The organism is Bradyrhizobium sp. NAS80.1 (assembly GCF_001908205.1).
Taxonomy (GTDB): domain Bacteria; phylum Pseudomonadota; class Alphaproteobacteria; order Rhizobiales; family Xanthobacteraceae; genus Bradyrhizobium.
In genome coordinates this window covers 13,985-34,084 of sequence record NZ_LGHL01000064.1, presented here as the reverse complement: position 1 = coordinate 34,084, position 20,100 = coordinate 13,985, and the positions used below count along the sequence as shown (strand labels likewise).

The window sequence follows — 20,100 nt, the reverse complement described above, 5'->3', positions numbered from 1 at the left end:
ATGAGGGCGGAGACCCTACGCCCCGATGATTTCCTGGCGCTGCTCGCCGAGGCCCTCGATGCCGAGCGTGACGACGTCGCCGACATTGAGGAAGGTCGGCGGCTTCATGCCGAGACCGACGCCGGGCGGGGTGCCGGTGGTGACGATGTCACCGGGCAGCAAGGTCATGAACTGCGAGACGTAGGAGATGCACTTGGCCATGGAGAAGATCATGGTCTTGGTCGAGCCGGTCTGGCGGCGCTGGCCGTTGACGTCGAGCCACATCGACAGGTTCTGCACGTCCTTGATCTCGTCCTTGGTGGCGAGCCACGGGCCGACCGGGCCGAACGTGTCGTGCGACTTGCCCTTGGTCCACTGGCCCAGGCGCTCGGTCTGGAAGTTGCGCTCGGAGACGTCGTTGCAGACGCAGTAACCGGCGACGTAGTTCAGCGCGTCGGCTTCCGAGACGTACTTGGCGCGGGTGCCGATGATCGCGGCGATCTCGACTTCCCAGTCAAGCTTGGTCGAACCGCGCGGCTTCTCGACGGCGTCGTTCGGACCGGAGAGCGAGGTGTTCGCCTTCAGGAAGATGATCGGCTCGGTCGGGATCGCCGCGCCCGTCTCCTTGGCGTGGTCGCTGTAATTGAGGCCGATGGCGACGAATTTCGAGATGCCGGTGACCGGTGCGCCGAAGCGCGGCTTGCCGGAAACGGTGGGCAGCGAGGCCGGATCGATGGCAGCCAGCTTCTTCAACGTTTCAGGCGAATAGGCTTCGCCGGTCAGGTCTTTCACATGCGCCGACAGGTCGCGCAACTGGCCGGATTTGTCGATGAGGCCGGGCTTTTCCGCACCCTTTTCGCCGTAACGAACAAGCTTCATTCTCGTTTCTCCCTGGAGATGGACCGATCGGTTAAATAGCTTCATGGAACACGGCGGCGGGAAATTCAACCGCTCAAAACGGGCCGCATTGCAGCCCTCTCAATTCGGTGGGTGGACCAAGGTCTCGTGCTCCGGACGCTGCGCAGCGCGAAGCGGTGCGCTGCAGAGCCGGGGCCTACGTTTCGGAGTTCTGGGTCCCGGCTCTGCGGAGCAGCGTTGCACGCTGCACCGCGTCCGGGATACGGAGATCATCCCAACGCCACAAACCTGAACGCGTCCCCGTCGCGCTTGATGTGCCCGGCCGAGAAATGCCCGCCGATCACCAGCGTCGGCGTATCGACGAAGCGCGAAAACAATTCGCGCCGCGTCGCCGCCGATTGGTTCTGGTCGGAATCCGCGGTCGAGGACCAGCCGAGATGCGCCATCTGGCAGGGGTGGTGGGCGACGTCGCCGGTGAGCAGGCCCTGCTCGCCGGCCGATTGGATGAGGATGCTCATATGGCCGGGGCTGTGGCCCGGGGTCGGGATCATGCTGATCTCCTCGCAAAGTCGGTGGTCGCTCGGGATCAAATCGGCCCGATCGGCATCGACGATCGGCTTCACGGAATCGTCGAACACGGCCTGCTTGTCCGGTTCGGTCGAATGGTCGCGCCAGTGCTCGTATTCGGTCCTGCCGAAGACGTAGCGCGCGTTGGGAAAGGTCGGCACCCATTTGCCGCCGGCGAGTTTCGTATTCCAGCCGACATGGTCGACGTGGAGATGCGTGCACAGCACGGTGTCGATGCTGTCAGGCGCAAAGCCTGCCGCGGTCATCGTCTCCAGGAATGGCGTGGAACGATTGTTCCAGGTCGGGACGCTGCGGCCCTGCTTGTCATTGCCGAGCCCGGTATCGACCACGATGCGTTGCGACGGCGTCTCCACCACCAGCGAGTGGATCGACATCTTCAGCCGGCCCTCTTCAGTGGCGAAATGCGGGATCAGCCAGGGCAGCTTCTGGATCTCTTCATTGCTCGCCAGCGGCAGGATGAAGCGGGTCGAGCCGACCGTCTCCAATTCCACGACCTTGGTGATTTTGACCCTGCCGACCTTCCACTGCATCGGGCGTTTCCCCATTTTCTTGTTTGCGTCCCCCAATCGTCATTCCGGGGCGATGCGTAGCATCGAACCCGGAATCCCGAGATTGTAGTGCGAGATTCCGGATTCGCGACTTTGTCGCGCCCCGGAATGACGAGGAAGGACAATTGGCAGCGAAAGATGCGGGTTTCCGCCGCCAAGCGCAATGGATCATCCGTCATGATGTTGCGTTATCGGAGGAACCTGGAACAAACCAGACGACGAGCCAAGGGGGAGCCCATGCCAGAGCTTTCCATTTCCGTCGACAAGCTCGCCTTCATCATCGAGAAGGCGCGCGAATTCGACGTCAAGGAATTGGACTCCGATCCGGATTCCGGCTCGAACCCGACCGATGACGACGCCATCGATGTCCTCGAAGACAATGGCTCCGACCCCGTGGCCAGCGAGCTCGGCGGCTTCATCGCTGCGCTGAACGAGGACGAGCAGGTCGATCTGGTTGCGCTGACCTGGCTCGGGCGCGGTGAGGGCACGATCGATGATTGGGACGATCTGAGGGCCCGCGCCGTGGAGGCGCGGGGCGCATATCGCAGGCCGCGGCACGAGACGGTGCAATATCTGCTCGGCGACCCCATGCTCGGCGACCTCCTGGCGGACGGGCTCGACGAATTCGGCGTCGACTGGACCGATGAGCGTCTCACCGCAGATTCCTCCGATCCCAGCGAACGGGACGAGGACGAGGCGACTAAGCGGCGTTGATTGGGCTTGCCCACGCGTGCTTGACGCGGCCGATCACGCGCCAGAGCCATTTCCGTACCGATGGAATCGGAACGGGGCGCTGGTTTCTTGTTCTGACGCGTTTTCTTTACGCGAACCGGTATCCACTTCGCTCGAAAACGCTCTCGCACCTAGCGCGCGCAGTCGACGATGACGGTACCGAGCTTGTCGCCCTTCTCGACGGCCAGATGCGCCTGTGCAGTGTCCGACAGCGCAAACTGCGCCGCGACGTTGTGAATCCGCCTTCCTGCGGCCAGCCATTTCGAGATGTCGGCCTGCGCCGCCGCAAGCAGTGTCGGCGGAAGCGCGAACAGCACGAGTGCACGGAGCGCGATGCATTTTTCCATCAGCTCGAGCATCGGCACAACGGGCGTGCGGTTGCCGTTGGTGGCGTAGACGGCGATCGTGGAATTGACTGCCATCAGCTTCAGCGTGGTCGCGATGTTGCCGCCGAAATCGACATCGACCACACGGTCGACCCCGCGTCCGCCGGTGAAAGCCATCGCCTTGGCGACGACGTCCTCGTCCTTGTAATTGACTACGAGATCGGCGCCTGCGAGCCGTGCCTGCTCGCCCTTCATTGCCGAACTGACGGTCGCGACCACCTGCGCGCCGCCCCATTTCGCGAGCTGCACCGCGTAGTGGCCGACTGCGCCTGCGCCGCCGGTGACGAGCACGGTCTTGCCGACGATCGGCCCGTCCGAAAACAGGCAGCACCACGCCGTCATCGCGGGAATGCCAAGCGTGGCGCCTTCCGCGAAAGAGAGATTATCCGGCAGCGGTGTCACCAGCTGCTCGGCGAGCGCGATATATTCCGCTGCCGTGCCGAATGCGCGGCCGTTGCGCTGGCCGTTGAACAGCCAGACACGGTCGCCGACCTTGAAGCGCGTCACGCCGTCGCCGATCTGATCGACAAAACCTGCGCCGTCGCTGTTCGGGATCACGCGCGGATATTCCATCGCGCGATAGCTGCCGCCGCGCCGGCCGACATCGGCTGGATTCACACCGGAGGCTTCCAGGCGAATGCGTAACTCGCCCGGGCCTGCGACCGGCGTCGCGATCTCACCATACGTGAGAACGTCGACGGCCGGTCCAGCCTGTTCGTACCAGACCGCCTTCACAGTGTGCCGGGGAAGGCGCCGCCGTCGAGCAGGATGTTCTGCCCGGTGATGAAGCCGGCCTTGGCGCCGCAGAGGAAGGCACAGGCATAGCCGAACTCGTCGGGCTGACCGAAGCGGCCGGCGGGGTTGAGCTTGGCGCGCTCGGCCAGGATCTGGTCCGGCGTGACGCCGCGCTTGTCGGCTTCCGCCTTCGCGGTGCCGGTCAGACGGTCCGTCTCGAACGGGCCCGGCAACAGGCCGTTGATGGTGACGTTGTTGATCACGGTCTTGCGCGACAGGCCGGCGATGAAACCAGTGAGGCCGGCGCGCGCACCGTTGGAAAGGCCGAGAATGTCGATCGGCGCCTTCACCGCGGCCGAGGTGATGTTGACGATGCGGCCGAACTTGCGCGCCATCATGCCGTCGACGGTCGCCTTGATCAGCTCGATCGGCGTCAGCATGTTGGCGTCGATTGCCTTGATCCAGTCGTCGCGGGTCCAGTTGCGGAAATCGCCGGGCGGCGGGCCGCCGGCATTGTTGATCAGGATGTCCGGCTCTGGGCAGGCCTTCAGCACGGCCTCGCGGCCCGCCGGCGTCGTGATGTCGCCGACGATTTCGGTGACCTTCACATCAGGATAGGCCTTGCGGATTTCGTCGGCCGTTTTCTTCAAGGCTTCGGCGCCGCGCGCAGTCAGCGTGACATGAACGCCGGCTTCGGCCAGCGAGATGGCGCAGGCACGGCCAAGGCCCTTGCTGGATGCGCAGACGATGGCGCGGCGACCTTTGATCCCAAGATCCACTGTTTCACTCCCGTAATGTCAGGCTCGTTTTGGATGGCCGCTACTCTAGCCAACCTCGGCGCCGCTGATAAGGGACGGGCTCGCGACAAAATGCATGGCGCGACGCGCGGCGATGCAAATGAGCGGGCTAAATTCGCCGTTCCTGCTTGAGGCGGTCGATCGCGGAGGCGGCCTCCGGCGGCAGCGATTTGAAGCCCATCTGGCCGACCGTCGAGAACAGCGGCCGCAGATGCGAGCCGGCAAGGAAGGGCGGCTGGCGGTTGGCCGGCACGATCTGGTCGAACACCAGCACCAGCGTCGTGGCGACGAGGCCAACCCTGATGGCGCCGAGCGCGGCGCCGCCGAGGCGGTCGCCGATACCGGCCTCGCCGATCGTGTCGTTCAGCGCGATGCGGCCGATATGCCCGAACAGCATGCCAACGACCACGAAGATGCCGAAGAACCAGGTCCAGTTCTGCAGCAGCGGTGCGCTCGGGTTGCCGGTGACATGCGGCGCAATCAGCGGCATCAGCGCGACGGCGATGGGCGCGGCGAGAAGGTAAGCGAGGATGGTCATGGCGCTGCGGAGCAGGCCGGTCCTGAAACCGAAGCCGATCGCGATGGCGAGCGCCGCACAGACCGCGAGATCGAAACTGTTCATAAGCAGCTGCCTTGCCTCGATGGAACGCTTGCCTCGATGGAACGAATGAACGCAGGGCCGATCATTCCGGTTTCAGATCGCTAAAATCGTCTGTATTGATGGGCTCGAAAAGCTCAAGGGTTGCGCCAATGTCAGATCTGTTCGACGTCAGTAAAGAGACCATCCTCGTGACCGGCGCCAGCCAGGGGCTGGGGCGGCAATTTGCCCGGGTGCTGGCTGCGCATGGCGCGGCGGTCGCGCTTGCCGCGCGGCAGACCGACAAGCTGAAGAGCCTGGAGGAGGAGATCCGCGGCAAAGGCGGTCGCGCCGCCGCCGTCGCGCTCGACGTCGCCGACACCGCCTCGATCGCGAGGGCCGTCGATGCCGCGGAGGCCGCGCTCGGCCCCGTGACGGTGCTGATCAACAATGCCGGCATCGCCATCGAGAAGCTCGCGACCGAGCAGACCGAGGCCGATTGGGACGCGGTGATCGGCGCCAATCTGAAGGGCGCGTATTTCCTCGCGACTGAAGTTGCGCGGCGCATGATCGCGCGCAAGCAGCAGGGCAACATCGTCAACATCGCCTCCGTGCTCGGCACCGGCGTGCTGAAGGCCGTCTCGCCTTACGCGATCTCCAAGGCCGGCATCATCCAGGCGACCAAGGCGATGGCGCTGGAGCTCGCGGGGCAAAACATCCGCATCAACGCGCTCGCGCCCGGCTATATCGACACCGAGATGAACCACGCCTTCTGGTCGACGCCATCAGGCGAGCGTCTCGCCAAGCGCATCCCGCAGCGCCGCGTCGGCGCCGAGTCCGATCTCGACGGCGCGATCCTGCTGCTGGCGTCGAAGGCGTCGCGCTATATGACGGGAAGCGTGGTGACGGTGGATGGCGGGTTCTTGTTGAATTGAACATCGCTGTCGTCCCGGACAAGCGAAGCGCAGATCAGGGACCTCCGCGCGAGCGCTTGCGCTCGTCGCGATAACTACAGGGAGTGGTTTGGCGAAGACTCGGAGTTGCCAACTCGCGCCGCAACTACACCCTGGCGGTATGGGTCCCCGCCTCCGCGGGGACGACAGCGGAGAATGACGCGGCAGCTTCACACTACCGCATCTCCGCCCGGATCATATCCGCCGCCTTTTCCCCGATCATGATCGTCGGGGCATTGGTGTTGCCGCCGATCAGCGTCGGCATGATCGAGGCATCGACGACCCGCAAACCCTCCACGCCGTGCACCTTCAGCGTCGGATCGACCACGGCCGTCGCATCGGTGCCCATCTTGCAGGTGCCGACCGGGTGATAGACGGTGTCGACGCGCTCGCGCAGCAGCGCGCGGATGTCGTCATCGGTGTGCACGTTGGCGGTGAACATGTCCTTCGTCTGCAGCGCGCGCAGCGCCGGCGTCTCCATCAGCCGGCGCGTGGTCTTGAAGCCCGCGACCATCGTCTCGAGATCGTTCGCTTCGCCGAGGAAGTTCGGGTCAATCAACGGCGCCTCCATCGCATCGGCGCTCGCAAGCGCGACGCTGCCGCGGCTCTTCGGGCGGAGCAGGCAGACATGGCAGGAGAAGCCTGTGCCGCCATGGCGCTTGCGGCCGTGGTCGTCGACCATCGCCATGCCGAAATGCAACTGGATGTCGGGAATGTCGAGATCGGGCCGCGTCTTCAGGAAGCCGCCGCATTCGGCGAAATTGGAGGTGAGGGGACCGCGGCGCTCCCGCCTGTATTGCAGGATGGCGCGGATCAGCCGCGGCATGCCCTTCAGCGAGAGGCCGGCGAAATTGGGATTGTCGGACATGTAGCCGAAGATGAAGTCGGGGTGGTCCTGCAAATTCTGACCGACGCCCGGCAGGTGATGCACGCTTGCAATGCCGCGCGCGCCAAGCGCGGTGGCATCGCCGATGCCCGACAGCATCAGGAGCTGCGGCGACTGGAAGGCGCCGGCAGCCAAGATCAGTTCGCGCCGCGCGCGAAGCTGCTTCACCTCCTTGCCCTGCCTGTACTCCACGCCGACGGCGCGCTTGCCCTCGAACAGGATGCGCGTCGCATGCGCCTGCGTCTCGACGCGCAAATTCGCGCGCTTGCCCATGTGCGGATGGACATAGGCGCGCGCCGCGCTCCAGCGCTCGCCGTTTTTCTGCGTCACCTGGTAGATGCCGAGACCCTCATGGTCCTCGGCGTTGAAATCCTCACGGATGCGGAATTGGCCTTCCTGCGCCGCCTGCAGGAAAATCTGCTGCACCGGATTGCCGGAGCGTAAGTGGTTCACCGCGAGCGGGCCGCCCTTGCCGTGATACTCGCCGTCGAAATCGGCGTTGTTCTCCGAACGCTTGAAGTAAGGCAGCACGTCGGCATAGGACCAGCCGGCATTGCCGAGCGAGGCCCAATGGTCGTAGTCCGCGCGGTGGCCGCGGATGTAGACCATGGCGTTGATCGCGGAGGAGCCGCCGAGGCCCTTGCCGCGCGGCTGATAGCCGATGCGGCCGTTCAGCCCCTTCTGCGGCACGGTGTTGAAGGCCCAGTTGTTGACGTTGCCGGCGACCATGAGCACCAGCGCGCCCGGCGTGGTCACGACCCAGTTGTCGCACGCGCCGCCGGCATCGAGCAGCGCGACCGATGTCGCTGCATCCTCCGACAGCCGCCCCGCCACCGCGCAGCCGCCGGAGCCCGCGCCCACGACGACGAAATCGAATGTGTCAGTCACGTATGTTTCCCCCTTGCATTTTCTTCTCGTCATTCCGGGGCGCGCGAAGCGCGAGCCCGGAATCCATTCGTCCGCGTTGCGTGCTGCGAAATGGATTCCGGGTTCGCCTCTTCGAGGCGCCCCGGAATGACGGTGTTGGTCGCTTCTACGACATGAACCGCATCAGCTTCTCCAGCCGCGCGATCTTGCCGCCATAGGGCGGGTAGAGGTCGGCGAGGCGGTTGAACTTGGAGCGGTAGAACACCGGCTTCAGCTTGCTGAATGTCCTGAACCCCCATTCGCCGTGATAGGCGCCGGTGCCGGATGCGCCGACGCCGCCCATCGGCTGGTTGATTTGCGTGAAGTGGAACAGGCAGTCGTTGACGGTGACGCCGCCGGAGATTGTGCGCGACAGCACCTCGTCGCGCGCGCCGTCGTCCTTGCCGAACCAGTAGAGCGCAAGCGGCCGGTCGTGCCGGTTGACGAAGGCGATCGCCTCCGCTGGATCGCGATAGCCGAGCACCGGCAGCACCGGCCCAAAAATCTCCTCCTGCATCACCGCCATCTCTTCGGTCGCGCCGGCGATCAGCGTCGGCGGGAATTTGCGGTGCGCCTTCCAGTTGGGATCGTCGGGCTTCGCCGGCTGCAGGATCTTGGCGCCGCGCTGGGCGGCATCCGCGACGAGGCTTTCGAGCCGCGCATAATGCCGGTCGGAGATGATAGAGGTGTAGTCCCTGTTGGCGGGATCGGTGCCGAACATGCGCCACATATGCGCGCGCACTTTTTCGGCGAAGGCCTGCAACGAGCGCTCGGGCACCAGCACATAATCCGGCGCGATGCAGGTCTGCCCGGCATTGAGCAGCTTTCCATAGGCGATGCGCTCGGCCGCCTCCTCCAGATCGGCTGATACGTCGACGATCGCCGGCGACTTGCCGCCGAGCTCGAGCGTGACCGGCGTGAGATTACGCCCCGCGGCTTCCGCGACCAGCCGCCCGACCCGGGTCGAGCCGGTGAAGACGAGATGATCGAACGGCAGCGCCGCAAAGGCCTTCGCGATCTCGTCCTCTATGCCGGTGACGAACATCTCGGTGGCATCGAACCTCTCGGCGACCGTCTCCTTCAGCAGCGCCGAGAAATGCGGCACCAGCTCGCTCGGCTTGATCATGACCCGGTTGCCGGCGGCGATCGCGCCGATCGCGGGCGCGAGCGTGAGCTGGAGCGGATAATTCCACGGCGCGATGATGCCGACGACGCCGAGCGGCTGCGGGATCAGCCGGTTGCGTGCGGGCAGGAACTGCAGCGCGGTGGCGATGCGCTGCGGCGCCATCCAGCTCTTCAGATGCTTGGCGGCGTGCCGGATCTCGGAGAACACCAGCATCATCTCGGCGATGGTGGTCTCGACCGCCGAGCGGTGGCCGAAATCGGCCGAGATCGCCTGCCGGAAGCGCTCCTCGTTATCAGCGACCACGGCGCGCAGGCGCGCCAGCCGGTCGAGCCGCGTGGCGAGGTCAGGCGCCGGCTCGGCCCGCGACCGCGCGACCATGGCATGGAAGGCGTCCTCGAGAGCGCGAAGCGGGGCGCTCGGCAGGGATCGGTCCAAGGTCTGCTCCATGGCGTTCTCCCCTGAAATGGCGTTTCCCTTGTTTTGTTGCCGCAAGCTGGCCCTTTGCGGAACTTCTGGCAAGAGCGCGCGAAACGGGCTCGAAAACAGTGCACTGACTGTCATAAAGTCGAAAAAAACGTTCCCGTGGCCCTTTCCAAAGGCGGCCGGGGTTGATACATACGCCTCGCACCCGACGGGCTTTGCCCCGGGTCGTCTTCCAAGGAAGCCTTTGGGACGGAAAAAGCAAGCCACGCGAATAGCGTCGGCCTCCATTTACCGTCCCCGGCGTTTTGACGAAGGCGTGCAACAGTTTAACGCGGGGTGGAGCAGCCCGGTAGCTCGTCAGGCTCATAACCTGAAGGTCATAGGTTCAAATCCTATCCCCGCAACCAACGATACCGACACTCCCGTAGCTGCCGCTGCGGGAGTTTTGGTTTTTGCAGCCTTCTCGTTGCATTGGCGAGCAATCCGCCAGGGATCACGTCCAGTTCACCGTAAAGCGTCGCCGCCATTTCGCGACCATTCGGACCTGGCCGCAATAAAATCCGCTCAATCAGATTGCGGAGGGCTTCGGTCGCCGCCGCAGCAGCCCGAGCGTCCAGCTGCCGACGAGCGGCCGTCGCGGCCTTCCGTGCCGTCGCGAACAATCGCCTGTCGCAACCGTCCCCCGTCGACAGAGTTCAAGGCTTGGGAAAGGGCGCTCGGCGTGACAGCAATCCTGCCTCGCCGAGCGCGAAGAAAGGTCCAGCTAGGCGTTCACTCCTGCCGCGCGTCGAGCTTGCGCAAACTTGGCATGTCGAGGCCGTTGCGGATCGCACAGTCAATTGCGATCTGATAACCCGCGTCGGCGTGGCGCATTACGCCGGTGGCGGGATCGTTCCAGAGAACACGTCCAATCTTCTCGCTGGCTTCCGGAGTGCCGTCCGCGATCAGTGCAATGCCGGAATGTTGCGAGTAGCCCATGCCGACGCCGCCGCCATGATGGAACGAGACCCAGGTGGCGCCGCAGGCGGAATTGAGCAGCGCGTTGAGGATCGGCCAGTCGGACACCGCGTCCGAGCCGTCGAGCATGCCCTCGGTCTCGCGCATCGGGGAGGCCACCGAGCCGGAATCCATGTGGTCACGGCCGATCACGATCGGCGCTTTCAGCTCGCCGCGCGCGACCATCTCGTTGAAGGCGAGGCCGACGCGGTGACGGTCGCCGAGGCCGAGCCAGCAGATCCGCGCCGGCAGGCCCTGGAATTTGATGTGCGCGCGCGCCTTGTCGAGCCATTGGTTGAGGAACGTGTCGTTCGGCATCAGTTCACGGACCTTGGCGTCGGTCCTGTAGATGTCTTCCGGATCTCCCGAAAGCGCCACCCAGCGGAACGGACCTTTGCCTTCGCAGAACAGCGGTCGCACATAGGCTTCGACGAAGCCCGGATAGTCGAAGGCGTTGGCGACGCCCTTCTCCTTCGCCATCGCGCGGATGTTGTTACCGTAGTCGATGGCGATCGCGCCCTTGTCCTTGAGCTCAAGGATGCAGCGCACCTGCTGCGCCATCGCCTCCTTGGCAGCATCGGCGGTACCCTCCGGGTCGCGCTCCTGGCGCTCGGTCCACTGCTCCAGCGTCCAACCGAGCGGCATGTAGCCGTGCGCGGGGTCATGCGCCGAGGTCTGGTCGGTGACCACATCGGGCACGAGGCCGCGCCGCAGGACCTCCCGGAAAACCTCGGCGGCGTTGCCGATGAGGCCAACCGACACTGGCTTCCCGGTCTTTTTTGCTTCGTCGATCATCGCCAGCGCCTCGTCGAGGGTGGTGGCGGAGCGGTCGAGATAGCCGGTGCGCTTGCGGAATTCGATGCGGCTCGGCTGGCATTCGACCACGATGATCGAGGCGCCGGCCATGGTGGCGGCGAGCGGCTGCGCCCCGCCCATGCCGCCGAGGCCCGCGGTCAGGAACCAGCGGCCAGCAAGGCTGCCGCCGAAGTGACGGCGGCCGATTTCCGAGAAGGTCTCGAAGGTGCCCTGCACGATGCCTTGCGAGCCGATGTAGATCCACGATCCGGCCGTCATCTGGCCGTACATCATCAGGCCCTTGCGATCGAGTTCGTTGAAGTGCTCCCAGGTCGACCACTTCGGCACCAGGTTGCCGTTGGCGATGATCACCCGCGGCGCGCCGGGATGGGTCGGAAACACGCCGACCGGCTTGCCCGACTGCACCAGCAGGGTCTGGTTCTGGTCGAGCCGCTTGAGCACGCTGACGATCTGGTCGAACGCTTCCCAGCTGCGCGCCGCGCGGCCGATGCCGCCATAGACCACGAGCTCTTCCGGCCGTTCGGCGACGTCGGGATCGAGGTTGTTCATCAGGAGGCGCAGCGGCCCCTCGGTGTGCCAGCTCTTCGTCGTGAGCTCGGCTCCGCGCGGAGCGCGGATGATGCGGTCGTTCTTGCGCATGGTCTTTCCTTCAGACGGTCTTTGCCGCACGCAGGGCGGCAATCCTGGCCTCGTCGAGGCCGAGTTCGTCGCGCAGGACGGCTTCGGTATCCTCGCCGAGCGTCGGTGCGCGCATCGGTGCGGGCGCTGGCGTTCCCGCGAACCGGACCGGCTGCGGGGCGAATTTGATGTCGCCGAGCTTGGCGTTGTGGCCGGGCACCAGCAATTGGCGCGCAGTCGCATGCTCACTTGCGAGCACGTCGTCGAGCGACCACACCGGCGCGGCGGGCACGTCCGCGGCGCGCAGCCGCGCCAGCGCCTCGTCCTGCGTCAGCCCGCCCGCCCAGTCGGCAAGGATGGCGCGCAGCTCAGCTTCATGGGTGTTGCGGTCGGGGTTGGTCTTGAAGCGCGGATCGGCGGTCAGCTCCGGACGGCCGATCGCCTCGAAGATGCGCTTGACGATGGCCTCGGAGAATCCGACCAGCACGATATCGCCGGTCTTGGTCGCAAAACTGTCGACCGGGTAGGTCTCCGGATGACGGTTGCCGACACGGCGTGTCGGCTTGTCAGTGAACAGTCGCCGCGACAGATTGGTCAGCAGCATGGAGAAAACCGAATCGAGCATGGCGACTTCCAGCCACCGGCCGGTGCCGCTGCGCTCGCGGTCGTACAGCGCGGCGGCAATGCCCCATGCAGCGAACATGCCGGTGGTGACGTCGGCGACGCTCTCGCCGACCGCGGTGGCGCGGCCCCCGGCTTCACCGGTGACGCTCATCAGTCCGCTCATCGCCTGGATCACGAGGTCGAATGCCGGCAGGTCGGCGAGCGGGCCCTGCTGGCCGAAGCCGGAGATCGAGGCATAGATCAGCCGCGGATTGTCGGCCTTCAGCACGTCGTAGCCGAGTCCGAGCCGCTCCATCACGCCGGGGCGGAAATTTTCCACCAGCACGTCGGCCTTCTTCGCGAGGTCACGGATCAGGCTGATGCCTTCTGGCGACTTCATGTTGATGGTGATGCTGCGCTTGCCGCGGTTGAGCAGCGCGAAATAGGTGCTCTCGCCATTGACGTGGGGCGCGAAATAGCGGCTCTCGTCGCCGGAGCCTGGCAATTCCACCTTGATGATCTCGGCGCCGAGGTCGGCAAGCATCGCGGTGCAGAATGGGCCCGACATCACGCGCGTCAGGTCGAGCACGCGGAGGCCTGCGAACAGGTGGGCGGGGAGCAGCTGGTTCATTGCGCGGCCTCGTCGTGCGTCAGGTCAATAGTGACCTTGCCGGTGGTCTTGCGGTCGCCGAGCGCGCGCAGCGCGTCGGGCAACTGGTCGAAGGCGAAGGTTGCGCCGATATGCGGGCGGATCGCGCCAGCCTGCAGGTGCTCGGCAAGGCGCGCGGAGACGCGCGTGAGCATCGCGGTGTCGCGGTCGTGATTCCAGTAGACGCCGATCGCCGCGGCACGCTTCAGCAGCAGGCGGTTGGCGGGGATCTGGGGAATTTCACCCGAGGTGAAGCCGACCACGAGGAAACGGCCTTCCCAGGCCATCACCCGCATCGCCTCCTTGGCAGCAGCGCCACCGACCGGATCGACGATCACGTCGGCGCCATGGCCGGCGGTGAGCTGCTTGACCTGTTCGCTCCAGCCTTCGTTGCGATAGTCGATCGCTTCATGGGCGCCATGGGCTTTCGTCAGCGCACACTTGTCTTCGCCACCGGCTGCGGCGATCACCCGCGCGCCGAGATGGCGCGCGATCTCCACTGCGGCGAGGCCGACACCGCCGGCCGCCGCCAGCACCAGCACGGTCTCGCCGGCCTTCACCGTCGTGCTCTCGGTGAGCGCGACCATGGAGGTGGTGTAGACCACCGGCAGCGCGCTCGCCGCGGCAGTCGAAGTTCCGTCCGGGATGCGGATCGCCATGTCGCCGCGCACCGCGACGTAGTCGGCGAAGCCGCCCCACAGCACCTTGCTGGCGACGCGCTGGCCGACCCGGAGGCCGGAGTGCTCACCGGCGGTGACCACCGTGCCCGCCACCTCCTGGCCCGGAATGAACGGGCGAGGCGGTCGCACCTGGTAACGGTCGTCGATCATCAAGAGGTCGGAAAAATTCAGCGCCGCGGTTTCCACCCGCACCAGCGCCTCCTCGGCGGCGGGAGCGGGTATTGGAGCGTCGATCTGTTCGAGATGGTCGAGGCCGGCAGTAGCTGAGCGCCAGGCGCGCATGGTAGCAGCAGTCATCTCTCAATCACCGTTGGTGGCGCCGGCGATCCGGGCCGCGACGCGGCGGCCGGCGTCGACCAGCAGTTTGGCGTAAGCGTCGAGCTCGGCCTGGTTCATTCGCTGCGTCGGCGCGGCGATGGCGATCGAGCCGAGCGGCTGGTTGCGCGGCGTCAGCACCGGGGTGGCGACGCCGACTACGCCGGGATAGGTTTCCTCATAGGTCACCACGAAGCCGTCCGCGCGCACGCCGTCGAGCTGCGCCCGCAGGGCGTCCGCGGGCATGGTTGAACTCGGATTGACCCCAGTCAGGTCGCCGGCGAGCACTGTGTCGATCTGCCGCTGCGGCAGAAACGCCAGCACGGCTTTCGAGGTCGCACCCGAATGCAGCGGGTAGGCGGTGCCGATCTGCTCGAACACCCGCAGACCGCCGTGGCGGCTCGGGATCTGCGCGAGACAGACCACGCTGGCATGAATGTCGTCATAGCCGGTGAGGATGACGGTTTCGGCGGTGGTCTGTGACAGCTCCTCAAGAATGTTCTGGCACAGCCCGACCAGGTCGAACTGCAATTGGGCGCGGCGGCCGAGATCGATGGCGGCAAAGCCGAGTGTGTAGCGGCCGCGCTGCTCCATCAGGTAGCCGGTCGCGCACAGGAAGCGGACCAGGCGGCTCAGCGTCGAGCGCGCCAGATGGGTATCCCGCGCCAATTCCGACTGCGTCCAGCTCGGCCGCTCATCAGTGAAAAGGTCCAGGATCTGGAAGGCCTTCTTCAGAAGACCGACGCCCGCGGTGTTTGCGGTGGAGGTCGGCGCTTCCTCGGGCGCGATGTTGACAGATGTCTCATTCATTGCTCATATTGTGGAACACAATGCCACATATTGGCAAGAGAGAAGTTGGTTGCCGGGCTGACGGAATGTGTTTCGAGCATCAACCGAAATGGGAGAGAGAAGAATGAGGGGAGTTTTGCGGCAGGCACGGGTCGCTCTGTTGGCGTGCGCAACAACCGCGCTGATGTGCGGCGTGGCCGCGGCAGCCGAACAGAAGAAGGTGATGATCTCCACCGTCGTCGAGGTGCCGCAACTGGTGGAAACCAAGGAAGGCGTGCTCAAGGGACTCGCCGAACGTGGCTTCGAAGACGGCCGCAACATCAAGGTCGAGTACCAGACCGCGAACGGCAACGCTTCGACCCAGCAGCAGATCGCCAAGAAGTTCGTCGGCGACGGTGCCGACCTGATCGTCGCCATCACCACACCGACCGCGCAGGCGATGGCCAGCGTCACCAATTCGGTGCCGATCGTGTTCGCCACTGTCACCGACCCGATCAAGGCCAAGCTCATTCCGCAGTTCAAGGCGCCGGGTGGCAACATCACCGGTGTGTCCGACGCGCCGCCGCTCGCCGCGCAGCTCATCCTGTTCCACGAGATCGTGCCGAAGTTGAAGAAGCTCGGCTTCATCTATAATCCCGGCCTCGACAGCTCGAACGCGACGCTCGAGCGCCTGCGCGAGGAAGGTAGCAAGCTCGGCATCACCATCGTGGAGGCGGCTGCGCCGACCACCAACGAGGTAATCCCCGCCACCAAGAAGCTGGTCGGCAACGTCGACGCGATCTACGTGCCCAACGACACCACGGTGGTGGCGGCGCTGGAGACCGTGGTGAAGGTCGGCCAGGAAACCAAGATTCCGGTGTTCACCGGCGAGACCCGCGGCGTCGACCGCGGGGCGATCGCCTCTGTCGGTCTCGACTACATCGAAGTCGGCCGCATGGCGGGCCACATGGCCGCCACGATCCTGGCAGGCGCCAAGCCGGGCGACGTCGATGCCGTGATCGCCTACCAGAAGCTGCCGAATTTCGTGGTGGTGTTGAACAAGGGTGCCGCCGCGGCGACGGGCGTCACGCTGCCCGAAGCGGTGTTGAAGCGGGCGACCCGAACCGTGAACTGACCGTGATGCGCGGCGGCGGCCGGCTTGGACCGGCCGCCGCTGCCGTCACGCCGTTCATCGCTATCGGCGAATTACACCAGAAAGATCGTATCTCATGTCGCTCTACGAACTTCTCGGGACTGTCGAAGTCGGATTGATATTCGGCCTCGTGGCCCTCGGAGCCTTCATCACCTTCCGCATTCTCGACTTCCCGGACCTCACTGTCGAAGGCAGCTTCCCCCTCGGCGCCGCAGTGGCGGCGATCCTGATCGTCAATTTCGGCTGGAATCCCTGGCCGGCAACGCTCGTCGCGGCGATCGCCGGATTCGGCGCCGGTTTCGTGACCGCCTTCCTCAATGTGCGATTCAACATCCTGCACATTCTGTCCGGCATCCTGGTCTCGATCTCGCTCTACTCGATCAACCTGCGCGTCATGAGCGGGCCGAACAAGCCGCTGCTTGGCGCCCACACCATCTTCTCGGCGGTGCAAGGCTGGGGCATTCCGGCCTACATCCTGAGCCCGCTCCTGCTCGCGGTCATCATCCTGTCGATCAAGGTGCTGCTCGACCTGTTCCTGCATACGGGGCTCGGCATGAACATGCGTGCGGCCGGCGCCAATCCGGCCATGGCCGCCGCCAACGGTGTCAATGTTGGTCGTATGAAGCTGCTCGGCCTCGGCATGGCAAATGCGCTCACCGCGCTCGCGGGCGCGATGTTCGCCCAGAGCTTCGGCGCCGCCGACGCCTACATGGGCATCGGCGTCATCATCATCGGCCTCGCTTCGGTGATCGTCGGCATGTCGATCCTGCCGGTGCGCACCATCGCGCAAGCGACGCTGGCGTGCCTCTTCGGCGCCATGCTGTATCGCTTCGCCGTGGCGTTCTCGCTCAATGCCGACTTCCTCGGCCTCAAGGCGTCCGACGTGCAACTCGTCACCGCGATCCTCGTCGTCGTCACCCTGGTCGGCCAGTCGTCCCGCTCGGGAATGGGTAAGCTCCTGAAGAGGAAGTCGTCATGATCGAAGTCAGCGACGTCCGCGTTACCTTCAACAAGGGCACGCCGCTCGAAGCCACCGCGTTGCACGAGCTCGATCTCGTCGTGCCGCGCGGCCAGTTCCTCACCGTCATCGGCTCCAATGGCGCCGGCAAGTCGACCTCGCTCAACGTTATCGCGGGCCTCGTCCGGCCGGACTGCGGCAAGGTCGTGGTCGACGGCCAGAACGTCACCGACTGGCCGATCCACCAGCGCTCGCGGCTGATCTCCCGCGTGTTCCAGGACCCCAAGATGGGCACCTGCGAGGACCTTACTATTCTGGAGAACTTCGCGCTGGCGCACGGCCGCACCCAGCCGCGCGGCTTCCGCTTCGCGATCGACAAGACGATCCGCGAGCGGGCGGCGGAGCGCCTCAAGCTGCTCAAGCTCGGCCTCGAGAACCGTCTCAACGACAAGGTCGGCTTGCTCTCGGGCGGCCAGCGTCAGGCGGTGAGCCTTTTGATGGCAACGACCGGCGAGACGCGGGTGCTGCTGCTCGACGAGCACACCGCGGCGCTCGATCCCAAGACCGCGGAGTTCGTGATGGAATTGACGCGAGAGATCGTCACTGAGCTCAAGCTCACCTCGGTGATGGTCACCCACTCCATGGCGCAAGCGCTGCACTATGGCGACCGCACCGTCATGTTCCACCGCGGCCGCATCATTTTCGATGCGCAAGGCGACAAGCGGGCCGCCATGCAGGTCTCAGACCTGCTGGCATTGTTCAAGCGCGACCAGGGCGAGGAGCTCTCGGACGACGCGCTGTTGTTGGGTTAATCGGAAGAGGACAAATGAACAAGCAGACGAACGTCGCCAATGACGTGATCATCGAGCCGGGACAGGTCACGCTGTCGACCTGGCGGCGCATCCTGCGCGAGGCGCCGGCCGTGCGTCTCGCCGACGGCGCCCGCGCGGTGGTCGATTCCTGCCATGCGGCGATCCTCGACCTGATCAGCACCGGGCGGCCGATCTATGCGGTCAACACCGGTTTCGGCAAGCTCGCCGCCGTGCGCATCGAGAACGACCAGCTCGAGAAGCTGCAGCAGAACCTGATCTTCTCGCACAGCGCCGGCACCGGCGAACTGCTCAGCGACGATCTCGTGCGGCTGATCCTCGTGATGAAGGCCAGTGCGCTGGCGCAGGGCCATTCCGGCGTGCGCTGGAAGGTGGTCGAGGCGCTGTTGGCGCTGGCCAACGCCGGTGTCTATCCCTGTATTCCCGCCAAGGGCTCGGTCGGCGCCTCTGGCGACCTCGCGCCGCTGTCGCACATGGCCTCAGCCCTGATGGGCATGGGCGAGGTACGCTACCAGGGCAAGGTGCTGCCGGCGACCGAGGGTCTGCGTCATGCCGGGCTGTCGCCGATGACGTTCGGGCCGAAGGAAGGCGTCGCGCTGATCAACGGCACCCAGGTCTCGACGGCGCTGGCGCTGTCCGGCTTGTTCGCCGCCGAAGACAACTTGCGCGCCGGTCTCGTCACCGGTGCGCTGGCGCTGGAAGCTTGCCGCGGCAACGATACCCCGTTCGATGCCCGCATCCAGGCGGTGCGTCGCCATCGCGGCCAACAGGATGTTGCGGCGATCTACCGCCGCCTGATCGATGGCAGCCCCATCCGCGAAGCCCATCGCGCGTCGCTCAAGGTGCAGGACCCCTACTGCATGCGCTGCCAGCCACAGGTGATGGGCGCCTGCCTCGACAATTTGCGTTATGCCGCGAGCGTGCTGGCGATCGAGGCCAACGCCGTCAGCGACAATCCGCTGGTGTTCCCGGCGGAGCGTGACGTGCTGTCCGGCGGCAACTTCCATGCCGAGCCGGTGGCGTTCGCCGCCGACATCATCGCGCTCGCGATCTGCGAGATCGGCTCGCTGTCGGAGCGCCGCCAGGCGATGCTGGTGGATGCGACGCTGTCCGGCCTGCCGTCATTCCTGATCGAGAACTCGGGCCTCAACTCCGGCTTCATGATCGCGCAGGTCACCGCCGCGGCGCTGACCAGCGAGAACAAGATGCTAGCCCACCCTGCGTCCGTGGATTCGATTCCGACCTCGGCCAACCAGGAAGACCATGTCTCGATGGCCTGCCATGGCGCCTACCGTCTCGCCCAGATGAACGAGAACCTGGTCGGCATCCTGGCGCTGGAATGGCTCGCCGCCGCCCAGGGCGTCGAATTCCACCGGCCGCTAAAGCCGGCGGCGCTGCTTGCGGATGCCGTGCAGCGGCTGCGCGCCGAGGTCGCCCGACTCGACCAGGACCGGTATCTCGCGCCGGACATCGCCACCGCAAGACGGATGCTCGGCGCCGGCTCCCTCGGAGACATCGCCGGCGCGCCGCTGTTTGACGACGTTGCCTGACCGTTAAGCACAAGGACACAAGACGCGATGTGGATCTCGCATATTCCCTATACCGAGGCCGGAGGCCGCCTGCGGTCGTTGTATGATCGGATCAAGGGCCCTGACGATAACGTCGACAACATAATGCTGGCGCACAGCCTGCGGCCGCACAGCATGGAGGGCCACATGGCCCTCTACAAATACGTGTTGCATCATGCCTCCAACGCGATCCCGAAGTGGTTCCTGGAGACGCTCGGCGTCTATGTCAGCTCGCTCAATGCCTGCGCCTATTGCGTCGATCATCACTTCGCGGGCCTCACACGGCTGCTGAAGAACGACGACCGCGCTACGGCGATCCGCCGTGCACTGCAGGCAGGCGTCTTCGCCGACGTGTTCACGGCGGCGGAGGGCGCGGCGCTGCGCTACGCCGAGGCGCTGACGTTGAAGCCGCAGGCGCAGGACGAATTGCGCACCCGGCTCGAGGCGATGCGGGCGGCAGGCTTCGACGACGGCCGCATTCTCGAGGTCAACCAGGTGGTGGCTTATTTCAACTACGCCAACCGCACGGTGCTCGGCCTCGGCGTCACCACCGACGGCGATATCCTAGGCCTGTCGCCGGGCAACTCCGAGAATCCGGATGACTGGTCTCATGGTTGACGCAACGAAAATGGCTGAAGCGACAGAGCTTGAA

Annotated in this window: 18 protein-coding genes and 1 tRNA gene; 8 read left to right on the top strand and 11 right to left on the bottom strand. The window is 65.3% G+C overall.

Annotation, left to right across the window (positions count from 1 at the left end):
• Positions 1-15 precede the first annotated feature (15 nt).
• Both AC629_RS16215 and AC629_RS16210 read right to left on the bottom strand, forming a co-directional pair.
• Positions 16-858 (bottom strand): fumarylacetoacetate hydrolase family protein, encoded by an 843-nt coding sequence (locus tag AC629_RS16215; protein ID WP_084805831.1) that lies wholly within the window; start codon positions 856-858, stop codon positions 16-18.
• Between the two features lie 248 nt (positions 859-1,106).
• A complete protein-coding gene (locus tag AC629_RS16210; protein ID WP_084805829.1) occupies positions 1,107-1,955 on the bottom strand; it encodes an MBL fold metallo-hydrolase in 849 nt (282 codons plus the stop codon).
• A gap of 255 nt (positions 1,956-2,210) precedes the next feature.
• Between AC629_RS16210 and AC629_RS16205 the strand changes: the two genes are divergently transcribed.
• Positions 2,211-2,687, top strand: a complete 477-nt coding sequence (locus AC629_RS16205; RefSeq protein WP_084805910.1) for a DUF3775 domain-containing protein — start codon at positions 2,211-2,213, stop codon at positions 2,685-2,687.
• 149 nt (positions 2,688-2,836) lie between these two features.
• Here the strand turns inward: AC629_RS16205 and AC629_RS16200 are convergent, their stop codons facing one another.
• The 3 genes from AC629_RS16200 to AC629_RS16190 form a co-directional block, all read right to left on the bottom strand.
• Positions 2,837-3,826: an NADPH:quinone reductase gene (locus AC629_RS16200; protein WP_084805827.1), complete on the bottom strand. Its 990-nt coding sequence runs from the start codon at positions 3,824-3,826 to the stop codon at positions 2,837-2,839.
• Positions 3,823-4,605, bottom strand: coding sequence for an SDR family oxidoreductase (locus AC629_RS16195; RefSeq protein ID WP_084805825.1), 783 nt, complete (start codon positions 4,603-4,605; stop codon positions 3,823-3,825). Before AC629_RS16195 ends, AC629_RS16200 begins: the two co-directional genes overlap by 4 nt.
• A 127-nt stretch (positions 4,606-4,732) precedes the next feature.
• Positions 4,733-5,245, bottom strand: coding sequence for a CvpA family protein (locus AC629_RS16190; protein WP_084805823.1), 513 nt, complete (start codon positions 5,243-5,245; stop codon positions 4,733-4,735).
• Between the two features lie 128 nt (positions 5,246-5,373).
• On the opposite strand from AC629_RS16190, the gene AC629_RS16185 reads away from it, so the two are divergent.
• On the top strand, positions 5,374-6,135 hold the full coding sequence (locus AC629_RS16185; protein WP_084805908.1) for an SDR family oxidoreductase: 762 nt from the start codon (positions 5,374-5,376) through the stop codon (positions 6,133-6,135).
• 193 nt (positions 6,136-6,328) lie between these two features.
• On the opposite strand, the gene AC629_RS16180 is transcribed toward AC629_RS16185, so the two are convergent.
• Together AC629_RS16180 and AC629_RS16175 are read right to left on the bottom strand one after the other, a co-directional pair.
• The gene (locus AC629_RS16180; RefSeq protein WP_084805822.1) at positions 6,329-7,927 is read right to left on the bottom strand and encodes a GMC family oxidoreductase; all 1,599 of its coding nucleotides are present in this window, start codon (positions 7,925-7,927) and stop codon (positions 6,329-6,331) included.
• A 145-nt stretch (positions 7,928-8,072) separates the two neighbouring features.
• The gene (locus AC629_RS16175; protein WP_084805820.1) at positions 8,073-9,518 is read right to left on the bottom strand and encodes a coniferyl aldehyde dehydrogenase; all 1,446 of its coding nucleotides are present in this window, start codon (positions 9,516-9,518) and stop codon (positions 8,073-8,075) included.
• Positions 9,519-9,824: 306 nt separating this feature from the next.
• On the opposite strand from AC629_RS16175, the gene AC629_RS16170 reads away from it, so the two are divergent.
• Positions 9,825-9,901, top strand: a tRNA-Met gene (locus AC629_RS16170).
• Between the two features lie 364 nt (positions 9,902-10,265).
• Here the strand turns inward: AC629_RS16170 and hutU are convergent.
• From hutU to AC629_RS16150, 4 genes are read right to left on the bottom strand one after another with little or no spacing between them, the layout of a single operon-like run.
• Complete coding sequence (gene hutU, locus AC629_RS16165) at positions 10,266-11,945, bottom strand: urocanate hydratase (protein WP_084805818.1); 1,680 nt, start codon at positions 11,943-11,945, stop codon at positions 10,266-10,268.
• 10 nt (positions 11,946-11,955) lie between these two features.
• On the bottom strand, positions 11,956-13,158 hold the full coding sequence (locus AC629_RS16160) for a CaiB/BaiF CoA transferase family protein (RefSeq protein WP_084805816.1): 1,203 nt from the start codon (positions 13,156-13,158) through the stop codon (positions 11,956-11,958).
• Positions 13,155-14,153: an NADPH:quinone oxidoreductase family protein gene (locus tag AC629_RS16155; RefSeq protein ID WP_084805814.1), complete on the bottom strand. Its 999-nt coding sequence runs from the start codon at positions 14,151-14,153 to the stop codon at positions 13,155-13,157. The genes AC629_RS16160 and AC629_RS16155 overlap by 4 nt, the downstream gene beginning before the upstream one ends.
• Before the next feature lie 3 nt (positions 14,154-14,156).
• Complete coding sequence (locus AC629_RS16150; protein ID WP_084805812.1) at positions 14,157-14,981, bottom strand: IclR family transcriptional regulator; 825 nt, start codon at positions 14,979-14,981, stop codon at positions 14,157-14,159.
• A 103-nt stretch (positions 14,982-15,084) separates the two neighbouring features.
• Here AC629_RS16150 and AC629_RS16145 point away from each other — a divergent pair, with 103 nt between their 5' ends.
• The 5 genes from AC629_RS16145 to AC629_RS16125 all read left to right on the top strand — a co-directional run bounded on the left by AC629_RS16145 (position 15,085) and on the right by AC629_RS16125 (position 20,066).
• Positions 15,085-16,074, top strand: coding sequence for an ABC transporter substrate-binding protein (locus AC629_RS16145; RefSeq protein WP_168195502.1), 990 nt, complete (start codon positions 15,085-15,087; stop codon positions 16,072-16,074).
• Positions 16,075-16,168: 94 nt separating this feature from the next.
• On the top strand, positions 16,169-17,071 hold the full coding sequence (locus AC629_RS16140; RefSeq protein ID WP_084805807.1) for an ABC transporter permease: 903 nt from the start codon (positions 16,169-16,171) through the stop codon (positions 17,069-17,071).
• Positions 17,068-17,862 carry an ABC transporter ATP-binding protein gene (locus AC629_RS16135; protein WP_084805806.1) on the top strand — a complete coding sequence of 265 codons (795 nt, stop codon included), beginning with the start codon at positions 17,068-17,070 and terminating at the stop codon, positions 17,860-17,862. The genes AC629_RS16140 and AC629_RS16135 overlap by 4 nt, the downstream gene beginning before the upstream one ends.
• 14 nt (positions 17,863-17,876) lie before the next feature.
• Positions 17,877-19,430, top strand: coding sequence for a histidine ammonia-lyase (gene hutH / locus AC629_RS16130; RefSeq protein ID WP_084805804.1), 1,554 nt, complete (start codon positions 17,877-17,879; stop codon positions 19,428-19,430).
• A gap of 27 nt (positions 19,431-19,457) precedes the next feature.
• The gene (locus AC629_RS16125; RefSeq protein WP_084805801.1) at positions 19,458-20,066 is read left to right on the top strand and encodes a carboxymuconolactone decarboxylase family protein; all 609 of its coding nucleotides are present in this window, start codon (positions 19,458-19,460) and stop codon (positions 20,064-20,066) included.
• Positions 20,067-20,100: the final 34 nt, after the last annotated feature.